This is a genomic window from Streptomyces sp. NPDC051109 (genome assembly GCF_044455885.1).
Taxonomy (GTDB): Bacteria; Actinomycetota; Actinomycetes; order Streptomycetales; family Streptomycetaceae; genus Streptomyces.
Map to the genome: position 1 here is coordinate 398,185 of NZ_JBITFF010000006.1, position 19,044 is coordinate 417,228.

A 19,044-nucleotide genomic window follows, 5' to 3' on the forward strand; every position below is an offset into this window, starting at 1 on the left:
GTTCCACCAGCTTGAGAGCCGTGAACCCTTCTGTCAACGGGACTGAAGCGCATAAGTTCCGCCGTGGGACGCCCTGTTGACTAAACCCCACGGTACCCGGCAGTTTGTGTGCCGCCGGCGTATTTCCGAGACCTTCCGAGAACTCACGCGAACTCCAGGACGGACGCCCCATGCACGACGAACTCACACCTCGTCCGCTCCGTTTCGGCGCCAACTACACCCCGTCCCGAGGCTGGTTCCACCACTGGCTCGACTTCGACCTCGACGACGTCAGGGCCGACCTCGACTCCGTCGCCGCGCTCGGGCTGGACCACGTACGGGTCTTCCCGCTGTGGCCGGTGTTCCAGCCGAACCGGACGCTCATCCGGCCGCGCGCCGTCGAGCAGCTCGTCGCGCTCGCCGACGCGGCCGCCGAGCGCGGGCTCGACGTCAACGTGGACGGTCTGCAAGGGCACTTGTCGAGCTTCGACTTCCTGCCCGCGTGGACCGGGACCTGGCACCGGCGGAACATCTTCACCGACCCGGACGTCGTCGCCGCGCAGGAGGAGTACCTGCGCACGCTGGCCGCCGCCCTCGCCGACCGGCCCAACTTCCTCGGCATGACCGTCGGCAACGAGATCAACCAGTTCTCCGGCGCCCCCCACCCGGACCCGGACCGGATCACCCGGGGGCAGGCCGGCCGCTGGCTGGAGCGGATGCTCGCCGCCTGCGAAAAGGGCGCCCCGGGCCGGTTCCACGTGCACGCCGAGTACGACGCCGCCTGGTACCTGGACGGGCACCCCTTCACCCCGGCCCAGGCAGCCGGGCTGGGCGCGGCCACGGCCGTGCACTCCTGGGTGTTCAACGGCACCGCGCAGCGCCACGGCCGGACCGGCACGGCGACCGAGCACCACGCTGCGTACCTGGTCGAGCTGGCGAAGGCCTGGGCGCGCGATCCGCACCGGCCGGTGTGGCTCCAGGAGGTCGGGGCGCCCGCGCCGCTGGTCCCGGCGCGGCACGCGGCCGCGTTCACCGAGGCGACCGTGGCCAACGTGCTGGACTGCCCGGACCTGTGGGGCGTGACCTGGTGGTGCTCCCACGACGTGTCCCGCGAGCTCGCGGACTTCCCGGAGTTGGAGTACGGGCTCGGCCTGCTCACCAACGACCGCAGGGCCAAGCCGGCCGGGGAGGCCGTCGCCCGGATCGCCGCGCAGTGGCGGGGCCGGGACCACCGCCCGGCGGTACGGTCCACCGCGCTGGCCGTGGACGTCGGCGGGGCGCGGGGCGCGCCGGGGCGCTCGGTGTGCGCCCCCGGGGGTGCCTTCTTCGAGGCCTGGGCCGCGCTCACGGCCCAGGGTGTCCGCCCCGCGGTGGTCCTGGCGGAGCTCGCCGAGGACGCCGCCCATCTGTCGGCGCGCGGCATCACGGAGGTGCTGCGCGTTCCGGACGTCACCTGACCGTCCATGGCCCGTCCCGTCACCGCTCACCCGCCCCCCTCACCGAGGAGCCCCGCATGTCCCGGACCGACAACGGCGCCGATCCTCGCACCGCCCGTTCGTTGCGCACGGCCCCGCCGAGCCGCCGCGGCGTCCTCGCCGCCGGGGCCGGGGCGGGAGCCGCCGCACTGCTCGGCACCACCGGCGCCGCCACCGAAGCCCAGGCCGTCCCGGCCGCCGCCCCGGCCCCCGCCCCCGCCTCCGCCTCCGCGCCGACGCCCCCCGCCGGCCTGGCCCCGTACGCCTCCTACTGGTTCCCCGACTCCCTGCCCCACGGCGCCCCCGGCCCCGGCATCACCTGGCGCTCCCTCAAGCAGTGGACCCCCGAGTCCGATCCGGACCTCGCGTACAACACCGCGACCGTGCCCCTCGCGCCCCGCTTCACCCCCGTGCCCCCGAACGCGGGCGCCCGCGCCGGCCAGGCCCGGATCTCCTCGCTCGTCTCCTTCGGGCCCACCGCCGAGAACCCCTCCCAGGGCTCCGCGACCGCCGACCACTACGCGCTGACGCACTGGGCGTACCTCGACGAGCTGGTGTTCTGGGGCGGCTCCTCCGGCGAGGGCATCGTGCTCGCCCCGAACGCGCCCGTCGTCGACGCCGCCCACCGCAACGGCGTCCCGGTGCTGGGCAACGTCTTCCTGCCGCCCGTCGCCTACGGCGGCGACCTCCAGTGGACCCGGGACCTCGTCCAGCGGGACGCCCTCGGCCGGTTCCCGATCGCCGAGAAGCTCGTACAGGTGGCACGGACGTACGGGTTCGACGGCTGGTTCGTGAACGCCGAGACCGACGGCGGGGACAGCTCGCTCGCCGCCCGGATGCGCGAGTTCCTGCGCGCCCTGCGGGCGGCCGGAGCCCCGTACGGCCTGCGGATCACCTGGTACGACGCCATGAACAGCACCGGCCGGGTCGGCTGGCAGGGCGCGCTCAACCAGCTCAACCAGGAGTTCTTCGAGGACCGGGCGGGCCGGGTCGCGGACACGCTGTTCGTCGACTTCCGCTGGACCCCGCAGACCCTGACCGCCTCCGGGGCGCTCGCCGACCGGCTGGGCCGCTCCCGCCACGAGCTGTGGGCGGCACTCGACATGGAGTCCAACGGCTGGAATTCCAGCGTCCGCTGGGACGCGATCATTCCGCGCGACCGCGACCACGTCGTCAGCTTCGGCTTCTACCGCCCCGAATGGACCCGCAACCACCTCACCGACCGCTCCCCCGGCGCCTTCCACCGCGCCGACGACCGGTTCTGGACGGGCGAGTCCTTCGACCCGGCGCACCCCGCGCCCGAGGGCACCTGGCGGGCGCCCGCCACCGCCGTCGCGGACCGGTCCACCGTCACCGCCCTGCCGTTCGCCTGCGCCTTCAACACCGGGCACGGGGAGCGCTGGTACGAGGACGGCAGGGTCGTCTCCGACACCCCGTGGAACCACCTCGGGCTCCAGGACCGGCTCCCGGGTCGCCGCTGGGTCGTCGAGACCTCCGGAGCGCGCCCGTCCGTCACGCTGGACTTCGCGAAGGCCTGGCGCGGCGGCTCCAGCCTCCTCGTGTCCGGCCCCCTGAGCGCCCCGGCGGTCATCGGGCTGCACTGCACCCGGCTGCCCCTGTCCGGCTCCGCGGCCTTGGAGCTGGTGCACGCGACCGAGGCGGGCACGGTCACCGTCGAGGTCGGCGTGGCCGTCCGCGAGCCGGCCGCCCCGGGCGAGCCCGTCCCGTACACCTGGCTGAAGGCGCCGGTCCACGGCTCCGGCAAGGGCGGCTGGCGCACCTCCCGGGTCGGGCTCGCGGCCCTGGCGGGCAGGACCGCGTACGGGCTCGCCGTACGGATCACGGCCGGCGGGAACAGAGCGGTGTCCTGGCGGCTCGGCGCCTTGTCGGTACGCGACGACACCGCGCGGCGGCGCCCGGCGGCTCCGAGCGCACTGACCTTGGACGCCGCGGCCCAGCAGGACGGCAAGGCTTGCGTCCGACTGTCCTGGCGCCGGGCGGCCGGGCCGGTCCGGCACTACGAGCTGTACCGGCTGCTCCCGGACGGCACGCGCCGCTTCCTCGGCGGCACCTGCGGCACGGCCCTGTACTTCCCCTCCGTCGTCCGCGCCGGGCGGGAGCGCGCGGCCGCCTTCGAGGTCCGTGCCGTGGACGAGCTGTACGCGGCCTCCGCCCCGGCCGGCGCCACGCTCGCCTGGAGCTGACGCGCCCCCGGGCCCGCCGGCTTCTCAGACGGTGTGCGGATCGCTGCGCGGGACGGCCACCGTCACCCGCAGCCCGTGCGGCGGGTTCCTCTCGTACGCGAGGGACCCGCCGCCCGCGGCGAGCAGCGCCCTGGAGATCGACAGGCCGAGCCCGGAGCCCTTGACGTTCTGGTGGCGGCCGCTGCGCCAGAACCGGTCGCCGACGCGGAGCAGCTCCTCGTCGGTCAGCCCGGGGCCGCGGTCGGCGACGACGACGTGCACGAAGGGCCCGGCCGGGGCGACCGACACCTCGACCTCCTCGCCCTCCGGGGTGAACTTGAGTGCGTTGTCGATCACCGCGTCCAGCGCACTGGAGAGCGCGATCGGGTCGGCCCAGCCCGTCACCGCGGTCCGGCCCGTCTCGGTGAGCCGTACGCCCTTCTCCTCGGCGTACGGGCGCCAGGCGGCCACCCGCTCCGCGGTCAGCCCGGCGATGTCGGTGAGGGTGAGCTCGGCGGAGGTGTGCTCGGCCAGCGCCAGGTCCAGCAGGTCGTCCAGGACCTGGGTCAGGCGCTTGCCCTCGGTCCGCACGGAGGCGATCTCCTCGTTTCCCTCGGGCAGTTCGAGGGCGAGCAGCTCGATCCGCAGGAGCAGCGCCGCGAGCGGGTTGCGCAGTTGGTGGGAGGCGTCGGCGACGAACGCCCGCTGCTGCTCCAGGACCTCTTCCACGTTGTCGGCCATCTCGTTGAACGAACGTGCCAGGCGTTGGAGTTCCGGGGGCCCGCCGGCCGCCGCGACCCGGGAGTTCATCCGTCCGGTGGCGATGCCGTGGGCGGCCGCGTCGAGGGTCCGGACGGGCTTGAGCACCCAGCGGGTGAGCACGAGGGCGGCGCCGAAGGCCACGAGCATCGCGGCGGCCAGCCCGGCGACGATGATCAGCCAGCCGTCCAGGATGCGGGCCCGCATCTGGTCGGTCGGCGACTCGGTGACGACGACCGCGACGACGTCGCCGTCGAGGACGACCGGGGAGGCGACGAGCAGCTTGCCGTGGGACTGCCAGGGCCACACCTGGGCCGGGTCGTGGCTGCGGCGCCCGGCGAGGGCCTCCTGGAAGGCGAGGCGGCCCTCGCCCTTCTCGGGGAGCTCCCACCAGCCGGGCGCACGGGCCATGGCGTTGTCGTCGCGCAGGAAGATGCCGACGCGGATGCCGTACAGCTGCTGGTAGCGGGCCAGTTCCAGCTGGAGGGTCTCCAGGCGTTCGGTGGCGCCGGTGGACCCGGAGCCCTCGGCGTCGATGACGAACTGGGCGAGGGCGGCGAAGCGGGCGCTGTCGTCGATCCGGTCGACGACCACGCGCTGCTGTTGCCCTGCGGCCAGGCTCACGGCGAGCGGGAGGCCGAGCGCGAGCAGCACGCCCGCCATCAGGATGACGAGCAGGGGGAGCAGGCGGGCGCGCACGGCGGGGCCCCGCTAGGGCGCGGGCGGGGTGACGAGCCGGTAGCCCACCCCGCGGACGGTCTCGATGAGCGCGGGCATGCGCAGCTTGGAGCGCAGCGAGGCGACGTGGACCTCCAGGGTCCGCCCGGTCCCCTCCCAGCTGGTGCGCCACACCTCGCTGATGATCTGCTCGCGCCGGAACACCACGCCGGGGCGCTGTGCGAGCAGGGCCAGCAGGTCGAACTCCTTGCGGGTGAGGGGTACGTCGGTGCCGTCCACGCTGACCCGGCGGGTGGGCAGTTCGATGCTGACCGGGCCGAGCCGGACCACGTCGGGGGCGCCCGTCCCGGTGGCGGCGGCCTCCTCGGAGGCTCCGGTGCGCCGGGCGACGGCGTGGATGCGTGCGAGGAGTTCACCCGTGTCGTACGGCTTGACGACGTAGTCGTCGGCGCCCATGTTGAGGCCGTGGATGCGGGAGCGTACGTCGCCCCGCGCGGTCACCATGATGACGGGCGTCGAGGTGCGCTTGCGGATCTTGCCGCACACCTCGTACCCGTCCTGATCCGGCAGGCCGAGATCCAGGAGGACGACGCCGAAGGGGGGAGCTCCGGCCGGCAGCAGGGCCTGGAGGGCCTCCTCGCCGCTGCGGGCGTGGATCACCTGGAACCCGTGCCGGGCGAGGATCGCGGACAGGGCGGCGGCGACGTGGTCGTCGTCCTCGACGAGCAGCAGTCTCATGCGTCCCCCTTTCCTGTTTTCCTGATCAGGGCCCGCGGTCAGGGCCACCCTGCATCCACGCCGATGAAGAGGCCCACGTCAAGGGGGTTCCGCTCCGGCGCGTCTTCCGTTATGCACCCGGTACGGGCGATCGGGCCCGTGAGCCGCGGTGCGCACGGAGCGTATCGGAGCGAGGCCGTTTCGTTATGCTCAATTCTCCCTCAGATGTGATGACGGTGTGCGCGCCACGTCACTACTGTCCTCCCAACCGAGGAGGACGGAGCAAGAAGCCGATGAGCGGAGTATCAGTGACCAAGGACGTGCAGGATGCGGCCCCGGCCGCGGACGACCTGGTCGTACTGAGCAACGTCAACAAGCACTTCGGCGCGCTGCACGTGCTTCAGGACATCGATCTGAGCATTGCCCGCGGTGAGGTCGTCGTCGTGATCGGTCCCTCGGGATCGGGCAAGTCCACGCTGTGCCGGACCATCAACCGCCTGGAGACGATCGACTCGGGCACCATCACGGTCGACGGCAGGGAACTGCCGTCGGAGGGACGGGAACTGGCCCGGCTGCGCGCCGACGTGGGCATGGTGTTCCAGTCCTTCAACCTGTTCGCGCACAAGACGGTGCTGCAGAACGTGATGCTGGGTCAGCTCAAGGTCCGCAAGACGGACTCGGCGGCCGCGCTTGAGAAGGCCAAGTCCCTGCTCGACCGGGTGGGCGTCGGCTCGCAGGCCGACAAGTACCCGGCGCAGCTGTCCGGCGGCCAGCAGCAGCGCGTGGCGATCGCCCGCGCGCTGGCGATGGACCCGAAGGTGATGCTGTTCGACGAGCCGACCTCGGCGCTCGACCCGGAGATGATCAACGAGGTGCTGGAGGTCATGCAGCAGCTCGCCCGGGAGGGCATGACGATGGTGGTCGTCACGCACGAGATGGGCTTCGCCCGGTCTGCGGCCAATCGGGTCGTTTTCATGGCCGACGGGAAGATCGTCGAAGAGGCCGCGCCCGAGCAGTTCTTCAGCAACCCGCGCAGTGACCGCGCGAAGGACTTCCTTTCGAAGATCCTGCACCACTGACGGTCTTGTCTGGTAGTGATCCCCTGGCGGCCCAGAGCACGCGTGTCGCTCGTCGTCCAACAACGTCTCATCCGAGGGAAGTTCACCATGAAGGTTTTCAAGGCCGGTGCGGCCGCAGCCGTTGCCGCAGTGCTCGCCCTGACGGCGACCGCCTGTGGCGGCAGCAGCGACAAGGCGAGCGGTGACGGCGGCGCGTCCGGTGGCGCCAAGGACAAGATCGTCATCGGCATCAAGTTCGACCAGCCCGGTCTGGGCCTCAAGACCCCGGACGGCAAGTTCACGGGCTTCGACGTGGACGTGGCGACCTACGTCGCCAAGGAGCTCGGCTACCAGCCCGACCAGATCGAGTTCAAGCAGGCCGTCAGCGCCGAGCGCGAGAACCTGATCGCCAACGGTGACGTGAAGCTCGTCGTCGCGACCTACACGATCAACGACAAGCGCAAGGCGAAGGTCGACTTCGCCGGCCCGTACTTCCTGGCCCACCAGGACCTGCTGGTCCGCGCCGACGAGACCTCGATCACCAAGGCCGAGGACCTCAACAAGAAGAAGCTCTGCTCGGTCACCGGCTCCACCTCGGCGCAGAACGTCAAGACCAAGCTGGCCCCCGAGGCCGACCTGCTGGAGCAGGGCGGCTACTCCGAGTGCCTCACCGGCCTGGAGAACAAGTCCGTCGACGCCCTGACCACGGACGACTCGATCCTGGCCGGTTACGCCGCGCAGGACAAGAACAAGGGCAAGTTCAAGCTCACCGGCCTGAAGCTGAGCAACGAGCCCTACGGCATCGGCCTGAAGAAGGGCGACAAGGACCTGCAGACCAAGGTCAACGCCGCGCTCAAGAAGATGGTCGCGGACGGCGCCTGGGAGGCGGCCGTGAAGAAGAACCTCGGCCCGGCCGACTACAAGAACGAGCCGGCCCCGCAGATCACCGAAGGCAGCTGATTCCCCGGTGAGGGGTGTCGCCGCCCGCCTGCTACGGGCGGCGGCCCCCCTCACCGGCCATCCTGGGGAGAGCGCAGGGCAACGTGTTCGACTTTCTTGATTCCGGGCAGTACGACGTGCTCGGAGCCTTCTGGGTGACGGTTCAGCTCACCCTCTATTCGGCGGCCGGATCGCTGGTCTGGGGCACCGTCCTGGCCGGGATGCGGGTCAGCCCGGTTCCACTGATGCGGGCCTTCGGAACCGCGTACGTCGACATCGTGCGCAACACTCCGCTGACCGTCCTGATCATCGGCTGCTCGCTGGGTCTGAACCAGACCCTCGGCGTCACGCTCGGCGGCGGCACGTTCAAGGAGGTCGGGTTCCGGCTCGCCGTCCTCGGTTTCGTGGCGTACACCGGCACCTTCGTCTGCGAGGCGATCCGCTCCGGCATCAACACGGTGCCCGTGGGCCAGGCCGAAGCCGCCCGTGCGCTGGGCCTGAGCTTCTTCCAGGTGCTCACCCTGATCGTGCTCCCCCAGGCCTTCCGGGCGGTCATCGCACCGCTCACGAACGTACTGATCGCCCTCACCAAGAACACCACGGTGGCGGCGGCCATCGGCGTGGCCGAAGCGGCCCTGCTGATGAAGGAAATGATCGAGAACGAGGCGGACGCGCTCTTCGCGGTCTTCGGGGTCTTCGCCCTCGGCTTCGTCCTGCTGACCCTGCCCACCGGCCTGCTGCTGGGCTGGGTGGCCAAGCGAGTGGCGGTGAAGCGATGAGCTCCGTGCTGTACGACACCCCCGGCCCCAAGGCCAGGGCGCGCAACTGGATCTACACGGCGATATTCCTGGTGCTGTTCGCGCTGGTCCTGTGGTGGGTGCTCGGCACCATGGCCGACAAGGGCCAGCTCGACGCCGACAAGTGGAGCCCGTTCGTCACCGACGGCCAGATCTGGACGACGTACCTGCTGCCGGGACTCGGCGAGACGTTGAAGGCCGGGCTCATCGCCATGGTCATCGCGCTGCCGCTGGGCGCGCTCCTCGGCATCGGACGGCTCTCGGACCACCGGTGGGTCCGGATCCCCGTGGGTGCCTGGGTCGAGTTCTTCCGTGCCATCCCGGTCCTGATGCTCATGCTGTTCGGCTCGGCGCTGTACGTGCGCTACAGCGCCGTCAGCTCCGAACTGCGGCCGCTGTACGCGGTGGTCACCGGACTGGTCCTGTACAACTCGGCGGTCATCGCCGAGATCGTCGTGGCCGGCATCAAGTCGCTGCCCCGGGGCCAGACCGACGCGGCCAAGGCGATCGGCATGCGCAAGGGCCAGATCATGACGTACGTCCTGGTCCCGCAGGCCGTCACCGCCATGCTGCCCGCGCTGGTCAGCCAGCTCGTGGTGATCCTCAAGGACACCGCGATCGGCGGTGCCGTGCTGGGCCTCGCCGAGCTCCTGTCGATGAACCGGCAGATCTCGGCGAACTACAGCAACACCATCGCGACCCTCGTCGTGATCGCACTGATCTACATCGTCGTGAACTTCGGGCTCACCAACTTCGCCGCCTGGATCGAGGGGCGGCTGCGGAAGTCGAAGAAGGGCTCCGGCGCGGTCGTCGCCGGGGACGTGGCCGAGGTCGACGCGGGCGGCGCGGCCGGCGTGGGCGAGGCCCCCTGACGGCCGGCCGATGACCGGAAGACACGTCTCCCCCGCGACAGGGGGCTGACGCCCGGTCAGTACACTGGCGTGACACCTGTGGTGCGGCGGAACTCATCCGCCGCACCACACGGCGTTGGCGGAGCCGGGTGTCACTTGACGCAGGCACCTCCAGTGGGTTGCATACGTTCTGTGATCACATACCGGACATCGGGAGCCGCATCATGGACCCGGTGATCGTCGTCGGCGCGGGGCCCGTCGGACTGTCCCTGGCGCTGGCCCTGGCCGGCTCGGGCGTTCCCAGCGTCGTGCTCGACGAGGGACCCGGCAAGGACCTGCCCCGACCTGCCAGAACGGTCGTCCTGCACGCCGACACCGCCGCCATGGCGCAGCGGTTGGGCTGTACGACGCTGCGCGACGAGGGCGCGTACTACGCCGCCTGGCGCACGGTGCGGCGCGGCCGCGACACCCGGCGGACCGCCTTCGGGGACGGGCCGGCACCGGCCCCCCTGCACGTTCCGCAGCACGCCCTCGCGCGCGGGCTGCGCGACGCCGCGGGCACGCATCCGCTGGTCCAGCTGGTCACCGACAGCAAACTGGACTCCCTGGAACAGGACGACCGCGGGGTCACCGCGCACACGCGGGGCGCCGAGACCACGTGGTGGCGCGGGAGTTACCTGGTCGGCTGCGACGGGGCCCGCTCCACCGTGCGCAAGCTGCTCGGCATCCGCTTCCCGGGCCGCACCGCCGTCGAACGGCACGCCGTGGCCGCGCTGCGCACCGAACTCCCCTGGCCCGGCGAGGCCCTGCTGCACCGCGACCCGCCGCGGGAGACCACCGCCCGGCCGCTGGCCGACGGGGTGTGGCGGCTGGACTGGCTGCTCCCGGGCCGCGGGGAGCTGGTCACCCCCGATGCGCTGGTGACCCTCGTACGCGACAGCCTCGCGGGCTGGTGCGGGGGCAGCACTCCCCCGTACGACCTCCTCGACACCGGGGTCCACACGCTGCACCACCGGCTGGCCCGGCGCTGGCGCGACGGCCGGGCCTTCCTCGCCGGGGACGCCGCCCACCTGCTGGGCGCGCTCGGCACGCAGGGGGTCGAGGAGGGGCTGCGCGACGCCGAGAACCTGGCGTGGAAGCTCGCCCTCGCCTGGCACCAGGGCGCCTCCGAGGCCCTGCTCGACAGCTACGAGGAGGAACGGCGCACGGCGGTCGCGGCCCGGCTGCGCGCCGCCGACCAGTCGATGCCGGTGCTCCGCGGCGGGGGCGGGCTGCGGACCCTGCTGCCGGGCTCCGCCCGCGCCGGCGAACTCCTGCTCACCGACGGCCACCTGGGGCGGGGCCCGCTCGGGGCGGAGCCCTCGTACGCCCCTCCCGTGGCCGTACGCGAGGTGCCGACCGACACCGATCCGGGCGGGCCCGTGGCGAACGTCCCGGTGACCGCGCCCGACGGATCGACGGTGCCGCTGCGCGACCTGCTGGGGCGGGGCCGGCTGCTCGTGGTCCTGGTCGCCCCGGGCACCGGGGTCTGGGACCGGCGGCACTGGCTGGGCGCCGGGCTGATGCCGCGGCTCGCCGCGGCGGTGAGCGCCCTGCCGGTCCGTACCGAACTGCTGGTCGCGGACGGCTACCCGGGGGCGCCGGCCCACACCGTCCTGCTGGTCAGGCCGGACGGGCACCTGGCGGCGACCTTCGCGGGCGTGCGGCCCGCGGAGCTGTACGAGGCGGCGGACAGCGTCCGGTGGGGGGCGCCCGAAGGTACTCGCGCTCCGCTCGACCCGTCGTCGAAGACGCCTGCGACCCCGACACATCCAGCCGTGATCGATTGACCGGTCTCCGGTCCGCGTGCTTCACTCCCGAACATGACCGGCAACGACGTACGCCTGTGGCGGAGGGTCCACATGGACCTGCTCCGCTACGCGGGCTGCGTGTGTCGCCCTTCCTGCTGATTCGCCTTCCCCGCGCTCCGCGCGCACTTTCGCGAACCCCCAGGACGGTCACGCCCCCATGTCTGCGCCCCTTGCCCCCAGTGCATCCACTGCGCCCCTCGCACCTCCGCACGCCCCCGTACGCGCCTGCGCCCGTACGGTGACGGCGGCGGAACTCCTCGACTTCGCCCTGCGCACCGCCGCCGACCCGGCGGTCATCGAATCCCTCCCCGAGGGCCGGACCTGGATCCGCCTCGACGGGCCGGGCGGCAGCGAGGCCTGGGTGATCGGCTGGCCGCCGGGCACCGGCACCGGCTGGCACGACCACGCCGAGTCGCAGGGGGCGTTCGCCACCGCCCGGGGCCGCCTGCGCGAGCACTCCCTGGCGGTCCGGCTCCCCTCGGAGGGCTGGCGGAGCCTGGAACTCGCCCCGGACCTGGACCGCAGCCGCAGCCTGGGCCCGGGGACGGGCCGGGCCTTCGGCGAACACCACGTCCACGAGGTGCTCAACGAGTCGGAGGCGGAGCACGCGGTATCGGTGCACGCGTACTACCCGCCGCTGCCCCTGATCCGCCGCTTCAGCCGCAGCGGGCGGGTGCTCACGCTGGAGCAGGTCGAGCGCCCGGCGGACTGGCAGTGAGCGCCCCGATCGGCATCGACGACCTCCTGGAACGGGTCCGGTCGACGTACACGCGGATCGACCCGGCGCAGGCGTACGCGGCGTTCCGCGCGGGCGACGCGCTGCTGGTGGACATCCGCTACCAGGCCCTGCGCGAGCGGGACGGCCTGATCCCGGGTGCGCTGGTGGTCGAGCGCAACGAACTGGAGTGGCGCCTGGACCCCCGGGGCTCCCACCGCGCCCCCGAAGCCACCTCGCACGGCCTGCGGGTGGTGGTGATCTGCAACGAGGGCTACGCCTCCACCCTGGCGGCAGCCTCCCTCCACACCCTGGGCCTGCACAGGGCCACCGACCTGACCGGCGGCTTCCAGGCCTGGAAGTCCGCCGGCCTCCCCGTGAGCCCGACCGGCGCGTGAGGACCGCCCGGTCGGCCCGGGGCCCCGCCGCTTCGGCGGCGAGGCCCCGGGCCACGGACGGCGAACGGCGGACGGCGAACGGCGAACGCGAGATGGCGGGGCAGCGGCGGGCCCGCCCTGCCTACCGCGACGTGGCCACCTCAACCGGCGGCACCCGCAGCGCAACCCGCCCCGGCAGGGCCGTCGCGCCGAGCGCCAGCAGCCCCGCCACACCCACCACCCCCACGTACACCACGGGCAGCACCGCCGGCGCCGCGGCTCCCGTCATCCCCACGCTGAAAGCGGTCAGCACGGCCAGCGCGATCCCCGACCCCAGCACCGCTCCGATCAGCACCACGGCCAGCGCCTCCGCCCGCAGCATCCGCAGCACCTGCCGCCGCTTCGCCCCCGCCAGCCTCAGCATCGCGAACTCCCGCAGCCGCTCCGAGGTGGACATCGCCAGCGTGTTGACCACCGCGATCGCGGTGAAGGCCAGCACCAGCCCCATCGCCAGCAGGTTGATCTCGGCACCCGCCTGCTGCCGCTCCGCCAGCGCCGCGTCCGCCTCCCGCGCCGACAGCACCCCGACCCCCGGGAACCCGCCGACCGCCGCGGCCAGCTGCTCCCGCCCGGTCCCCGGCTCGGCCGCCACCAGCACGCTGCTCGCCAGCGGGTTGTCCACGTGCGCCGCGACGAGGTCGTGCGGCAGCGTCAGGTCGCCGAATCCCAGCCCCCGCGCGTACACGGCCGAGACGGTCAGGGTGACCGGGGTCCCGTCGCCCAGCGCAAGCTTCAGCGGGCTTCCCGGCTTCAGCCCCAGCTGATCGGCGGCCAGTTCGCTCACCGCCACGCTCTTCTCGCCGAAGCCGTCCAGGCTCCCGCTCGTCACACCCGGGTCCCAGGTCCGGGCCAGCCCGGCCGGGGTGACCCCCTGCGCGCCGTACTTCGTCAGCCCCACCCGTACGGACGTGTGCACGATCTCGGTGGCCGCCGTGACCCCGGGGGTCCGGCGGATCCGCTCCGCGGCCGCGCCGGTGACACCCGGACCCTGGGCGGCCAGCACCCAGCCGGCCCGGACCCCGTCCCGGGCCTGCGCCCGGGCGGCGTTGCCCAGCGTCGGCGTGATGAACAGGACGGTGCAGGTCATGCCGATCAGCAGGGCGAGCGGGGTGACGGCGGAGGCCATCCGGGTGGCGTTGCCGCGCAGGTTCGCGGTGGCCAGGTGACCGCCCGGGCCGGCCAGCCGCAGCGGCCCGGCGAGCAGCGCGGTCGCGCCCCGGACCAGCAGCGGGCCGAGCAGCGAGACCGCCCCGGCGAACACGACGACCGCGAGGAAGGTCACCGGGGTCGACGCCGGCTCGGTACGCAGTGCGCTGAGTACGGCGACCAGCACCACGCCTCCGGCCAGCAGGAGCACGCCGATCGCGATCCGGATCCACGCGGGCCGCGCCCGCTCGACGGCGGCTTCGGCGAGCGCCTCGGCCGGGCGGATCCGGGCGATCCGCCGCCCGGTGATCCGGGCAGCTGCCCAGGCTCCGAGCAGGCTCGCGCCGACGGCGGCGAACATCGGGACGATCCCGGCGGTGCGCTCCAGGTTGGCGGGGACGACGCCGCTCTCGACGAACCGGCCGTGCAGCCAGGCGGCGAGCGGGAGCCCGGCCAGCGCCCCCGCGACACCGGCGGCCAGGCCGACGACCAGGGCCTCGCGGCCGATCATGCGACGCAGCTGCTTGGGCGTGGCGGCGATGGCCCGCAGCAGGGCGAGCTCGCGGTAGCGCTGCTGGACGGAGAGGGCGAAGGTGCCGACGACCACGAGGATCGCGACGAGCAGTGAGGTGCCGCCCATGGCCCCGCCCATGGAGACGAGCTTGATGCGTGCGCCGGCCGCGTCGAGGAACTCCACGGGCCCGCGAGCGTCGCCCACGGCGATCACCGCGCCGCCGCCCTGGCCCTCGCCCTGGTTCTGGCCCTGGTTCTGACCCCGGAGCGCCTGCCCGATCCGTCCGGCCAGCTCGCCCGGGTCGGTCCCGGGCGCCGGGAGTACCCCGACGGCGGTGACCTGTCCGTCGCGGGCGGCCAGCCGCTGTGCCTCGGCGTCGCCGAAGAACAGCGCGTTCTGCCGGGCGAGGTCGCCGCGGGCGGTCTGCGCGATGCCGCTCACGGTGTACGTCTTCGGCTCGCCGGTGGCCTGCACGGTGAGCGGGGCCCCGGGCTTCAGCCCTGCGCGGGCGGCCAGTTCGCGGTCGACGACGACCTCGGCGCCGCCCTGGGGGGCGCGGCCCTCGGTGAGCGTGAAGGGGGTGAGCACGGCGGAGGTCCAGGCGTGCCCGTACGAGGGCTTCGCGGTGCCGGGGGCCTTGACCAGCGGGACGGCCTGGAAGCTGAGCTCCGGTACGGCCCGCTCGACGCCCGGCACGGACCGGACCGTGTCCGCGGTGGCGGCGGGGAGCCAGGCCCGTTCGGCGACGGGCTTGGCCTTGTGCTTCGTCTTGGCCTTGCCCTTCTTCTCCTTGACCGTGGTCTCGTGCACGTTCTGGTCGGCGGAGACGACGACCGGCGTGGCCGCGTACCGCTCGGTGGCGATCTTTCCGCGGAGTCCGGTGTCCAGGAGCGTGCCGCAGGCGGTGATGAGGGCGGCCGCACACAGCAGTGCGACGAAGGCGCCGAGGAAGCCGGCCTTGCGGTCCCTGACGGTCTGGAGGGCGTAACGCAGCATCATGCGGCCAACTCTGCCGCCGGGCACGGCGGTTGACAGTGAAGCACCCTGGCGTCTCGGCCCGGGGGCTATCCCTACCCCCCGGGCCGAGACGCCAGGGCCCTGCCCCGGTCCGGCCCTGCGGCGCGGTGGCCACAACCTCAGAACCCGGGATACCCCAGGCCGTCGTCGTCCGTGTCCGCGCCCTCGGCGCCCTCTTGTTCCAGTGCGCGCCGGACCACCCGCAGGGCCATGCCCTCCGGGTACCCCTTGCGGGCGAGCATCCCTGCGAGGCGCCGGATCCGCTTGTCCCGCTCCAGGCCCCGGGTGGCGCGGAGCTTGCGCTCCACGAGCTCCCGGGCGGTCTGCTCCTCCTGGTCGGAGTCCAGCTGTTCCAGGGCCTCCTGGACGAGGGTGGCGTGCACCCCCTTGGTCCGCAGCTCCTGCGCGAGCGCACGGCGGGCGAGGCCCCGGCCTCGGTGCCGGGACTCGACCCAGGCCCCGGCGAACGCGGCATCGTCGATCAGGCCGACCTCCTCGAACCGGGAGAGGACCTCCTGCGACACCTCCTCGGGGATGCCCCGCTTGTCCAGGGCGTCCGCGAGCTGCCGCCGGGTGCGCGGCATCCCGGTGAGCAGGCGCAGGCAGATCGCCCGCGCCTGCTCCTCGGGACTCTGGGGCGGCAGTTCCTGACGGCCTTCCCGGCCGCCTTCGCGACGGCCGTCACGGCCACCGTCACGACGGTCTTCCCGGCCGTCCTCGCGACGTGCCTCCCGGCTGCCGCTCCCGCCGCCCCTTTCCTGCTCCCGCACGGGTCAGCTCTTGGCGACGGCGGCCTTGGCCGTCGTCTTGGCCTTCGACGCGGGGGCGGGCACGGCCGCTGCCTCGGCGGCAGGCGCACCGGCTGCCGCGTCGGCGGCGGCGTCCTTGCGCACGCCCACGCCCAGCTTCTCCTTGATCTTCCGCTCGATCTCGTTGGCGAGGTCGGGGTTGTCCTTCAGGAAGTTGCGGGCGTTCTCCTTGCCCTGGCCGAGCTGGTCGCCCTCGTACGTGTACCAGGCGCCGGCCTTGCGCACGAAGCCGTGCTCCACGCCCATGTCGATCAGGCCGCCCTCGCGGCTGATGCCCTGGCCGTAGAGGATGTCGAACTCGGCCTGCTTGAACGGCGGCGCGACCTTGTTCTTGACGACCTTGACGCGCGTACGGTTGCCGACCGCGTCGGTGCCGTCCTTGAGGGTCTCGATGCGGCGGATGTCGAGGCGCACGGAGGCGTAGAACTTCAGCGCACGGCCACCGGTGGTGGTCTCCGGCGAGCCGAACATCACACCGATCTTCTCGCGGAGCTGGTTGATGAAGATCGCGGTGGTCTTGGACTGGTTGAGCGCACCGGTGATCTTCCGGAGCGCCTGGCTCATCAGTCGGGCCTGGAGACCCACGTGGGAGTCGCCCATCTCGCCCTCGATCTCCGCACGCGGCACGAGCGCGGCGACGGAGTCGATGACGATCAGGTCGAGGGCACCGGAGCGGACCAGCATGTCCACGATCTCCAGCGCCTGCTCGCCGGTGTCCGGCTGCGACAGGATGAGGTTGTCGGTGTCGACGCCGAGGGCCTTCGCGTACTCGGGGTCGAGCGCGTGCTCGGCGTCCACGAAGGCGACGGTGCCGCCGGCCTTCTGTGCGTTGGCCACGGCGTGCAGGGTCAGGGTCGTCTTACCGGAGGACTCGGGGCCGTACACCTCGATCACACGGCCGCGGGGCAGCCCGCCCACGCCGAGGGCGATGTCCAGCGCGGTCGACCCGGTGGGGATGACCTCGATGGGGTCGTTCGGCTTGTCGCCGAGGCGCATGACCGCACCCTTGCCGAATTGCCGTTCAATCTGTGCGAGCGCGGCGTCGAGAGCCTTCTCGCGGTCGGTGCCTGCCATGGGTTCCACCCGGTTTGCTTGAGTCGATCGCTTCACGCCATTGACGCTAACGCCTGCCACTGACAATGCGCTTCCACGCCCGTTTCGGCTGTGGATAACTCATCAGAATGGATGTTCGATTTCCGTGTCAAGCGGGCTCGCCGGGCACTCGACTGACAACCCAGGGTTGACACTCTTTCGACTGTCAACCTAGGGTTGCACCTATGACGAACCCTTCCGTGGAACCCGTTCGCATGACCAATCCGGTGCGCCTCGACGACCTGATCGAGGCCATCAAGAAGGTCCACACCGACTCCCTGGAGCAGCTCAGCGGCGCCGTCGTCGCCGCCGAGCACCTGGGTGACGTCGCCGACCACCTCATCGGCCACTTCGTCGACCAGGCCCGCCGCTCCGGCGCCTCCTGGACCGACATCGGCCGCAGCATGGGCGTCACCCGCCAGGCCGCCCAGAAGCGCTTCGTCCCCAAGACCGACAAGGGCGACGCCAACGACCTCGACCCGAACCAGGGCTTCGCCCGGTTCACCCCCCGGGCCCGCAACGTCGTGGTGACCTCCCAGAGCGCGGCGCGCGCGGCCGGCGGCGCCGAGATCCGCACCGAGCACCTCGTCCTCGGCCTGCTGGCCGAGCCGGAGGGCCTCGCCGCGCTCGCCCTGCGCCAGCAGGACGTCTCCGCCGAGGCCGTACGCGGCGCCGCGACCGCCGCCCTGCCCGAGCCCGCGGCCGCGGTCCCGGACCTCATCCCCTTCGACGCCGGCGCCAAGAAGGCCCTGGAGCTCACCTTCCGCGAGGCGCTGCGCCTGGGCCACAACTACGTCGGCACCGAGCACATCCTGCTCGCCCTCCTCGAACTCGAAAACGGCGAGGGCGTGCTCAGCGGCCTCGGCGTCGACAAGGCCGCCGTCGAGGCGACCGTCACCGAGACCCTGGCGGCCTTCGTCGCCGCGGCCGGGGAACAGGCCGGGGAGACGACGAGGTAGCCGAGCCCCCGGCCGCCCGCTCGGTCAGCTCGTACCGCTTCACGTACGCGCCGAGGAACGCCTGCAGCGTGGCAACGGCCGGAATCGCGATGAGGGCCCCGACCGCGCCCAGCAGGGCCGTGCCCGCGATGACGGACCCGAAGGCCACCGCCGGGTGGATGTCGACCGTCTTCGACGTCAGCTTCGGCTGCAGCACGTAGTTCTCGAACTGCTGGTAGACCACCACGAACCCGAGCACGTACAGCGCGTACCAGGGCGAGTCGGGGAAGGCGATCAGCATCGGCAGCGCGCCCGCCAGGTAGGTGCCGATGGTGGGGATGAACTGGGAGACCAGCCCCACCCACACCGCGAGCGCGGGCGCGTACGGCACGTCGAGCACCGCGAAGACGACGTAGTGCGCGATGCCGGAGACCAGGGCCATCAGCCCGCGCGAGTAGAGGTAGCCGCCCGTCTTGGCCACGGCGATCTCCCAGGCGCGCAGCACCTCCGACTGCTTCGCAGGGGGCAGTACGGAGCACAGCGCGCGCCGCAGCCGCGGTCCGTCGGCGGCGAAGTAGAAGGAGAAGAGTCCGACCGTCAGCAGCCGGAAGAGGCCGCCGAGCACGGTGGCGGACACGTCGAGCACGCCGGTCGCGCTGTTCTGGACGTACTTCTGGAGCCAGTCGGAGTGCAGCAGGCTGTCCTGGATCGCGAGCCGGGACAGCTTGGTGTGGAAGGTGGTGTTGATCGTGCCGATCACCGAGTCGAGGTAGCCCGGGAAGCCCCCCACCATGTCGACGATCTGCTCGGCGAGCATCGATCCGAGCAGCACGACGAACCCGGCGCCGGCGACGAACACGCTCAGGAACACCAGGAAGGTGGCGAGCCCGCGGCGCATGCCGCGGGCCGCCATCCGGGACACGGCGGGCTCGACCGCGAGCGCGAGGAAGAAGGCGATCAGGATGTTGACGAGCAGCCCGGTCAGCTGGTGGAAGGCCCAGCTGCCGAGCTGGAAACAGGCGATGAGGGCGAGTACGAGGACGACGGCGCGCGGCAGCCAGCGCGGCATCCGCGCCCCGGGCCCCGCCGC

The 19,044-nt window shown here is 72.6% G+C and carries 17 protein-coding genes; 11 read left to right on the forward strand and 6 right to left on the reverse strand.

Annotated elements, in window-relative coordinates; genetic code table 11:
• Window positions 1-170: 170 nt before the first annotated feature.
• The gene (locus ACIBAD_RS14855) at window positions 171-1,436 is read left to right on the forward strand and encodes a glycosyl hydrolase (RefSeq protein ID WP_398906846.1); all 1,266 of its coding nucleotides are present in this window, start codon (window positions 171-173) and stop codon (window positions 1,434-1,436) included.
• Between the two features lie 56 nt (window positions 1,437-1,492).
• Window positions 1,493-3,658 carry an endo-beta-N-acetylglucosaminidase gene (locus ACIBAD_RS14860; protein ID WP_398906848.1) on the forward strand — a complete coding sequence of 722 codons (2,166 nt, stop codon included), beginning with the start codon at window positions 1,493-1,495 and terminating at the stop codon, window positions 3,656-3,658.
• Between the two features lie 24 nt (window positions 3,659-3,682).
• Here ACIBAD_RS14860 and ACIBAD_RS14865 read toward each other — a convergent pair whose 3' ends face one another.
• Entirely contained in the window at window positions 3,683-5,095 is a 1,413-nt protein-coding gene (locus ACIBAD_RS14865) for an ATP-binding protein (protein WP_398906850.1), read from the reverse strand.
• Window positions 5,096-5,107: 12 nt separating this feature from the next.
• On the reverse strand, window positions 5,108-5,812 hold the full coding sequence (locus tag ACIBAD_RS14870) for a response regulator transcription factor (protein ID WP_134070655.1): 705 nt from the start codon (window positions 5,810-5,812) through the stop codon (window positions 5,108-5,110).
• A gap of 272 nt (window positions 5,813-6,084) precedes the next feature.
• Between ACIBAD_RS14870 and ACIBAD_RS14875 the strand changes: the two genes are divergently transcribed.
• The 8 genes from ACIBAD_RS14875 to ACIBAD_RS14910 all read left to right on the forward strand — a co-directional run bounded on the left by ACIBAD_RS14875 (window position 6,085) and on the right by ACIBAD_RS14910 (window position 12,399).
• A complete protein-coding gene (locus ACIBAD_RS14875) occupies window positions 6,085-6,870 on the forward strand; it encodes an amino acid ABC transporter ATP-binding protein (RefSeq protein ID WP_134070657.1) in 786 nt (261 codons plus the stop codon).
• An 87-nt stretch (window positions 6,871-6,957) separates the two neighbouring features.
• Window positions 6,958-7,809 (forward strand): glutamate ABC transporter substrate-binding protein, encoded by an 852-nt coding sequence (locus ACIBAD_RS14880; RefSeq protein WP_134070659.1) that lies wholly within the window; start codon window positions 6,958-6,960, stop codon window positions 7,807-7,809.
• Between the two features lie 83 nt (window positions 7,810-7,892).
• Window positions 7,893-8,567, forward strand: a complete 675-nt coding sequence (locus tag ACIBAD_RS14885) for an amino acid ABC transporter permease (protein ID WP_134070661.1) — start codon at window positions 7,893-7,895, stop codon at window positions 8,565-8,567.
• Window positions 8,564-9,457, forward strand: a complete 894-nt coding sequence (locus ACIBAD_RS14890) for an amino acid ABC transporter permease (RefSeq protein WP_398906854.1) — start codon at window positions 8,564-8,566, stop codon at window positions 9,455-9,457. Before ACIBAD_RS14885 ends, ACIBAD_RS14890 begins: the two co-directional genes overlap by 4 nt.
• A gap of 203 nt (window positions 9,458-9,660) precedes the next feature.
• Entirely contained in the window at window positions 9,661-11,265 is a 1,605-nt protein-coding gene (locus tag ACIBAD_RS14895) for an FAD-dependent oxidoreductase (protein ID WP_398906856.1), read from the forward strand.
• A gap of 72 nt (window positions 11,266-11,337) precedes the next feature.
• A complete protein-coding gene (locus ACIBAD_RS14900; protein ID WP_311314449.1) occupies window positions 11,338-11,385 on the forward strand; it encodes a hypothetical protein in 48 nt (15 codons plus the stop codon).
• A 58-nt stretch (window positions 11,386-11,443) separates the two neighbouring features.
• Complete coding sequence (locus ACIBAD_RS14905; RefSeq protein WP_398906859.1) at window positions 11,444-12,004, forward strand: cysteine dioxygenase; 561 nt, start codon at window positions 11,444-11,446, stop codon at window positions 12,002-12,004.
• Window positions 11,995-12,399 (forward strand): rhodanese-like domain-containing protein, encoded by a 405-nt coding sequence (locus tag ACIBAD_RS14910; RefSeq protein WP_134070669.1) that lies wholly within the window; start codon window positions 11,995-11,997, stop codon window positions 12,397-12,399. The genes ACIBAD_RS14905 and ACIBAD_RS14910 overlap by 10 nt, the downstream gene beginning before the upstream one ends.
• Window positions 12,400-12,520: 121 nt before the next feature.
• On the opposite strand, the gene ACIBAD_RS14915 is transcribed toward ACIBAD_RS14910, so the two are convergent.
• The 3 genes from ACIBAD_RS14915 to recA form a co-directional block, all read right to left on the reverse strand.
• The gene (locus ACIBAD_RS14915; RefSeq protein WP_398906861.1) at window positions 12,521-15,097 is read right to left on the reverse strand and encodes an FtsX-like permease family protein; all 2,577 of its coding nucleotides are present in this window, start codon (window positions 15,095-15,097) and stop codon (window positions 12,521-12,523) included.
• A 137-nt stretch (window positions 15,098-15,234) separates the two neighbouring features.
• Window positions 15,235-15,885 (reverse strand): recombination regulator RecX, encoded by a 651-nt coding sequence (gene recX, locus ACIBAD_RS14920; protein ID WP_134070673.1) that lies wholly within the window; start codon window positions 15,883-15,885, stop codon window positions 15,235-15,237.
• Between the two features lie 3 nt (window positions 15,886-15,888).
• Window positions 15,889-16,998: a recombinase RecA gene (gene recA, locus ACIBAD_RS14925; protein WP_208328971.1), complete on the reverse strand. Its 1,110-nt coding sequence runs from the start codon at window positions 16,996-16,998 to the stop codon at window positions 15,889-15,891.
• 203 nt (window positions 16,999-17,201) lie between these two features.
• Between recA and ACIBAD_RS14930 the strand changes: the two genes are divergently transcribed.
• Window positions 17,202-17,975, forward strand: a complete 774-nt coding sequence (locus ACIBAD_RS14930) for a Clp protease N-terminal domain-containing protein (protein ID WP_398906864.1) — start codon at window positions 17,202-17,204, stop codon at window positions 17,973-17,975.
• Here the strand turns inward: ACIBAD_RS14930 and ACIBAD_RS14935 are convergent.
• Window positions 17,911-19,023: an AI-2E family transporter gene (locus ACIBAD_RS14935; protein ID WP_134074358.1), complete on the reverse strand. Its 1,113-nt coding sequence runs from the start codon at window positions 19,021-19,023 to the stop codon at window positions 17,911-17,913. The genes ACIBAD_RS14930 and ACIBAD_RS14935 overlap by 65 nt on opposite strands.
• Window positions 19,024-19,044 lie beyond the last annotated feature (21 nt).

What these genes read in the sequence shown, in the direction of transcription:
- ACIBAD_RS14855 (WP_398906846.1), top strand. Translation starts at nt 171, where the DNA reads ATGCACGACGAACTCACACCTCGTCCGCTCCGTTTCGGCGCCAACTAC.
- ACIBAD_RS14860 (WP_398906848.1), top strand. Translation starts at nt 1,493, where the DNA reads ATGTCCCGGACCGACAACGGCGCCGATCCTCGCACCGCCCGTTCGTTG.
- ACIBAD_RS14870 (WP_134070655.1), bottom strand. Translation starts at nt 5,812, where the DNA reads ATGAGACTGCTGCTCGTCGAGGACGACGACCACGTCGCCGCCGCCCTG.
- ACIBAD_RS14875 (WP_134070657.1), top strand. Translation starts at nt 6,085, where the DNA reads ATGAGCGGAGTATCAGTGACCAAGGACGTGCAGGATGCGGCCCCGGCC.
- ACIBAD_RS14880 (WP_134070659.1), top strand. Translation starts at nt 6,958, where the DNA reads ATGAAGGTTTTCAAGGCCGGTGCGGCCGCAGCCGTTGCCGCAGTGCTC.
- ACIBAD_RS14890 (WP_398906854.1), top strand. Translation starts at nt 8,564, where the DNA reads ATGAGCTCCGTGCTGTACGACACCCCCGGCCCCAAGGCCAGGGCGCGC.
- ACIBAD_RS14895 (WP_398906856.1), top strand. Translation starts at nt 9,661, where the DNA reads ATGGACCCGGTGATCGTCGTCGGCGCGGGGCCCGTCGGACTGTCCCTG.
- ACIBAD_RS14905 (WP_398906859.1), top strand. Translation starts at nt 11,444, where the DNA reads ATGTCTGCGCCCCTTGCCCCCAGTGCATCCACTGCGCCCCTCGCACCT.
- ACIBAD_RS14915 (WP_398906861.1), bottom strand. Translation starts at nt 15,097, where the DNA reads ATGATGCTGCGTTACGCCCTCCAGACCGTCAGGGACCGCAAGGCCGGC.
- recA (WP_208328971.1), bottom strand. Translation starts at nt 16,998, where the DNA reads ATGGCAGGCACCGACCGCGAGAAGGCTCTCGACGCCGCGCTCGCACAG.
- ACIBAD_RS14930 (WP_398906864.1), top strand. Translation starts at nt 17,202, where the DNA reads ATGACGAACCCTTCCGTGGAACCCGTTCGCATGACCAATCCGGTGCGC.
- ACIBAD_RS14935 (WP_134074358.1), bottom strand. Translation starts at nt 19,023, where the DNA reads ATGCCGCGCTGGCTGCCGCGCGCCGTCGTCCTCGTACTCGCCCTCATC.